This is a genomic window from Cryobacterium sp. CAN_C2 (assembly GCF_015751745.1).
Classification (GTDB): Bacteria; Actinomycetota; Actinomycetes; order Actinomycetales; family Microbacteriaceae; genus Cryobacterium.
Map to the genome: position 1 here is coordinate 1 of NZ_JADOUX010000039.1, position 4,571 is coordinate 4,571.

At 59.3% G+C, this 4,571-nt stretch carries 5 protein-coding genes; 3 read left to right on the top strand and 2 right to left on the bottom strand.

Features of this window, described 5'->3' with window-relative positions; translation table 11 throughout:
* The first annotated feature begins 512 nt into the window (after positions 1 to 512).
* Both IWX77_RS16685 and IWX77_RS16690 read left to right on the top strand, forming a co-directional pair.
* Positions 513 to 707 carry a hypothetical protein gene (locus IWX77_RS16685; protein WP_196845669.1) on the top strand — a complete coding sequence of 65 codons (195 nt, stop codon included), beginning with the start codon at positions 513 to 515 and terminating at the stop codon, positions 705 to 707.
* 178 nt (positions 708 to 885) lie between these two features.
* Positions 886 to 1,170, top strand: coding sequence for a hypothetical protein (locus IWX77_RS16690; RefSeq protein WP_196845670.1), 285 nt, complete (start codon positions 886 to 888; stop codon positions 1,168 to 1,170).
* 458 nt (positions 1,171 to 1,628) lie between these two features.
* Here the strand turns inward: IWX77_RS16690 and IWX77_RS16695 are convergent, their stop codons facing one another.
* Positions 1,629 to 2,684 (bottom strand): zinc-dependent alcohol dehydrogenase family protein, encoded by a 1,056-nt coding sequence (locus IWX77_RS16695; RefSeq protein WP_196845672.1) that lies wholly within the window; start codon positions 2,682 to 2,684, stop codon positions 1,629 to 1,631.
* Positions 2,685 to 3,382: 698 nt separating this feature from the next.
* Between IWX77_RS16695 and IWX77_RS16700 the strand changes: the two genes are divergently transcribed.
* Positions 3,383 to 4,063, top strand: coding sequence for a hypothetical protein (locus IWX77_RS16700; protein ID WP_196845671.1), 681 nt, complete (start codon positions 3,383 to 3,385; stop codon positions 4,061 to 4,063).
* A gap of 197 nt (positions 4,064 to 4,260) precedes the next feature.
* On the opposite strand, the gene IWX77_RS16705 is transcribed toward IWX77_RS16700, so the two are convergent.
* Complete coding sequence (locus IWX77_RS16705; protein WP_327012284.1) at positions 4,261 to 4,434, bottom strand: helix-turn-helix domain-containing protein; 174 nt, start codon at positions 4,432 to 4,434, stop codon at positions 4,261 to 4,263.
* Positions 4,435 to 4,571 lie beyond the last annotated feature (137 nt).

Below are 4,571 nucleotides of genomic sequence, written 5' to 3' on the forward strand. Positions count from 1 at the left end.
AATTTCCGGCGTGGTGCGGTCATGCGGTTCTCTACTTTCAGTGAACCCTCATTTTAAGAGGGCCCACTGTCCGAGATATCCGCAGCAGCCCAGACGACGGCATCAGCCGCGGCTATCACCGAAACAGGATCCGTTGTAAGTATTGGTGTAGGTGCCGTCGTTGGCACCGCTGGAGTGTTTGGGTGCTGAACTTATGAAGGATCCCATAAATCGCCAGCCGGAAATCCTCATAGGCGGAGGAATAGCTGTAATTATCATCTTCGCTACTTTGCTCCTAGCTCGTCTTCCAAGCGGTCCAACAATTCCCGTATCGTCGATGATTATCGGGGCGGTCCTCTTCGTCGTCGGTCTCATTCTCCGGAGACGACGCCGAAAGGCTCATTGATCTAATCTCTCTCACAAAATAGCAAAACGTGTGGTGGCTTCGTCGTCATTTCATGGGCGCAGCCCGGCATGAATCGCAGGCATTGCGGGCCGAGAAATAGAAGTTCATAGTCAAGGAGAAGTACGTCGTGAAGAAGTATTTCGTATCCCAGAAGACGATGATTGTGCTGTTGGTAGTAGGAATCGTCGTCGTGCCCCTCGAATTGCCAGCCGCGATCGATGGGCAAGGCATTGGAATTTTTGGGACGTGTGTCGCGGGACTTGTGATCGTCGTTTCAGCCGTTGTTCTTATTGGCCGCCGGCGGGCAGACCGACGAGAGTAGTCCTAGCTGGTGGAACATTCGCTTCGCTGATACACGGCCCCTTCTAAACCGGTGGATCTACGAGGATTTGGAGAGATAGCCCGTGAACCGTAGCGCGTTTCCACGTTTCGCGGCCCAAATCGTCGGGACCTTCTTCGGTGCGTCTTCCATTTGGTCTCTCGTCAATGTTGGTAGCTCAGTGGCAGCAATTGTCGGCTTGATCATTGGCGGAATTCTCGCAACATCCTCACCCCTGGTATTCCCGCCGAACAACTTGCGCCTCAACGATCGGAGGCTGACGGGGGATGCGAAGGCACTTGCGATGGGTACCTTCGCGATAAGCGTCGCGACAGCGCTGGGGGGCGTTGCAATGCTCATATCAGGCAGCGATCTGCTAGCGGGATGGTTGTTGGTTGGACTGGGCGCGGCAGCCGCCGCGGTTTCACTCAATGCGCATGAAGGACACTTCCGCGCAGCGAAGTGACTTACCTCGACCACCGGGACACCGCAGTTGGGGCAATGATCGTTTCCCTGAGGGCATCAAGAGTATGACCGCCCACAAACCGTAGGCGCTTAGGCGACTGCAGGTATCTCCTGAAAATGATAGGTCGAACCTGGTAGTTGGGGTTTGTCCGGGTCTGTCCGTTTGGGGTATACCCCAAACGGACGCCTGGCGGCACCGCCATTGGCGTCAAGCTGACCTGGCTATCGCCATTCCTTGACGCTCCCGCGCGAGCGTCTTGACCTTATCTTTACTGCGACTTTTGGCGCTCTTCGGCGGAGTTTCCTGATCGGCAATAGGGACACCAAGATGATTGTCGACGCCACTCCAGCGCGGATCGCGCTGACTGCACACCTGCCGCGGATAACCAGACCGTGGGCACGTCAAGTCACTCAAATCGGCAGCAATCGCTGTCAAGATGGTGGCTTGGGCTGCCCGGGTCAGGCATTGATGATGACTTTGAGTGCTTTCGTCTCCGCTGCCCGTTCGAACACGTCGTAGGCCTCGAGGATATCATCGAGCTGGAAGGTATGGCTGATGAAGTTCTCGGCGACGATCTTCTTCTGAGCGACGAGTTTGAGCAAAGTTCCGAGGGTGTTCGTGTTTACGAGGCCCATGCTGATGTTGATGTTCGAGATCCAGAGGTCCTGCAGTGGGAAATCGACGCTTTTGGCATGCACGCCCATATTGGCGACGTGTCCGGCGGGCCGAACGATGTCCAGGCACATCGCGAACGTTTGCGGTATTCCGACTGCCTCGATTGCGACGTCAACTCCGAGCCCGTCCGTGAGCGCAAGCACCTGCTCCTTCCAGTCCGCGTCGCTTGAAATGACTGTGTCGGTCGCGCCGAATTTCTTCGCTTGCTCGACGCGGTTGGCGTCGAGGTCGATGGCGATGATGCGGGAGGGACCGTATAGGCCGGCGGTCGCGATGGCAGCGAGGCCGACGGGGCCGGCCCCGACAACCGCGATGACGTCACCCGCTTTGACCTGGCCATACTGAATGCCGATCTCGTGGCCTGTTGGAAGGATGTCCGAAAGCACAGTTCCCTGCTGCGGGGTCACCTCAGGCGGCAGCAGATACAACGAGGTTTCGGCGAACGGCACCCGCACGAACTCTGCCTGAGTTCCGTTTATGAGATGTCCAAAGATCCAGCCAATGCCGGGTGCACCCTCGTCGGCGAGGCAGTGCGAGTAGACGCCCTTTTTGCAGAAGTCGCAGTGTCCACAGGCCGAGACACAGGCGATGATTACCTGGTCGCCTACCTTGAGGCTCGAAACGGAACTGCCAACCTCGGTGATGGTGCCGACGCCCTCGTGGCCGAGGATGCGCCCCGCCTCGACGGCCGGAACATCTCCCTTGAGAATGTGCAGATCGGTGCCACAGATAGTAGTTGTGTCGATCTTCACGATGACGTCGGTCCCATGAATAATCGTGGGGTCTGGAACCTCTTTCCATTCTTTGAGTCCCGGGCCTTGATAGACGAGTGCCTTCATGATCTTCCTCTCGCGAATGTGATGCATCCTCGAATTCTTAGGATGCCCTCACTTCAGAGTACGGCGCTCGTTACCGGCCAGCAATGACCTTGGCGCCTAGAAATTGGGTGACGCGTGTTGGAGGCCGCTATTTTTCGCTGACTCAAGGTGCCCGAAGCCGGTGGCGAAACCCAAAAACGCCGAACCAACAGCATCGGGCTTGGGAGCATGCGGGTCATGCTTGCCAAATCCTGCCGTCCCACTTCCTTGGTAGTGAAACGGTCGGATCAGCGCCGGTCGGGTTTGGTTTGTGGGGCGCTTTTACATTCCGCAAGTCAGGTTCAGGACACCATCTCGCGCATGAGGTGCGAATCTGACTTCTGAATCGCGACGACTTTACATCGCTACTTGGCACTGCCAGCTTGCGCCGCATCCCCGGATTCCATGAGTTTCGATGCACACTAGTTGCGAAACAGTGAAGGCGAGAACTCGAGGTCAGCGGAGGCAATACTGTCCCACCGGGTGCCTCGCCGCGCATAGTTTTTGGTCGGTCCTTCTCTCGCGCTTCGGGTGTGGAGAGCGTGGCAGTCGTTGAGTATTGCAGGCGGTTCTCGAGAGCGACGTTGACAACCAATGCCAGGCAACGAGGCGGTGGTACGAAGGCACGTCCCCGAGGGGGCACGCTTGACAGCATTGTGCGGCGCTGACTCACTAGTTCTATGAACATGGATGCGATGCTCAACGACGTGGCAGAGCTCGCGCGCGCGGCGATTCTCGGGAACCTGCTCTCCGAGGTCGAATCGCTTGCAGCGGGGATCGAGCGCTCGGGCTGGGTCCGCGGCACTGAGGGCGGTCGTTGGCTCCATCCGGATAGCCCGGCGTGGGACCTGTGGTCGGCGGATCACGCCCCCAACCTCTCGGTCTTCTTCAGTGGCGAAGACGCGACGGTCTTTGCTTTTGGGCAGGAGTTGGCGCACCTCGTCGACGCCATCGGCGGCGATGCGCACCGGTACGGCTTCGACCCGGGCTGGACCGAATGGCCCGCGGACGACCCTCGCTGGGCAGGGTGGGACGGATACGCCGCCGACTGGGTCACCTGGCACGGCGGCGAGGCCAACGTCTCCATCAACGTCCATCCGGCTCAGCAGCCGGGCCGCGTCCGCGTGCCTGCCAACCTGCAGTTCGCGATCGAGCGAATCGACACCCCCTCCGAAGGTCTTCCCCCCGACGACGAGCGGGCACTCCGCGTGGCACGCACGGGTTCCCCCATGGCCCGCTGGTACCTCGCAGGGGAGGACGATCTCCCCGAAGACGTTGTCGAACTGCTTCGCCGCGACGAGGACCCAGCTGTGCCAGCTGCTCTGGACGCCCGCATACCAAAGTCGGGGCCGCGCGCCTGACTCCGACGGTATCGATGCCTCCGACGCCTATATCTGAGACGTCGCATCAAGGCCTGCACGCACTCTATGGGCTCCACTTCGGTTTGGTGGCGCCGATCGGCGCGTTGCAGGACGATGTCATCGTCACACAACTGCCCCGGTAACCCTTGCCGAGTGCGTCGCCCCAGCCGGACCGGTAAGTCCCACCCGTGCCTTCGTCAGTCGGTGCCCATGTTGAGGTACCGGTAGACGGTGGCACGGCTGGTTCCGATGATCTTCCCAATATCAGCGGGTTTCAGGCCTTGGACCATCAGCTCGTGGGCGCGTTTGACGTTGCCATGGTCGGCGGTGATTTCGCGTCGTCCTGCTTTGCGCCCGTGTGAGGCTGCCACGGCCATGCCCTACGTGTCAAGGTCGAGTGAGGCCAGTACCTTACAGCAAGTTCGCCATTTGACGTAGGGCGAGAATCAGGAATCATCACCATGTCCAGCCAGTCCTTGATCGCCGTGCGCGACGATAGTCCTATGAG

Bases quoted from the DNA above. Each gene is read 5' to 3' on its own strand.
- IWX77_RS16695 (WP_196845672.1), bottom strand. From the start codon at position 2,684: ATGAAGGCACTCGTCTATCAAGGCCCGGGACTCAAAGAATGGAAAGAG.
- IWX77_RS16700 (WP_196845671.1), top strand. From the start codon at position 3,383: ATGAACATGGATGCGATGCTCAACGACGTGGCAGAGCTCGCGCGCGCG.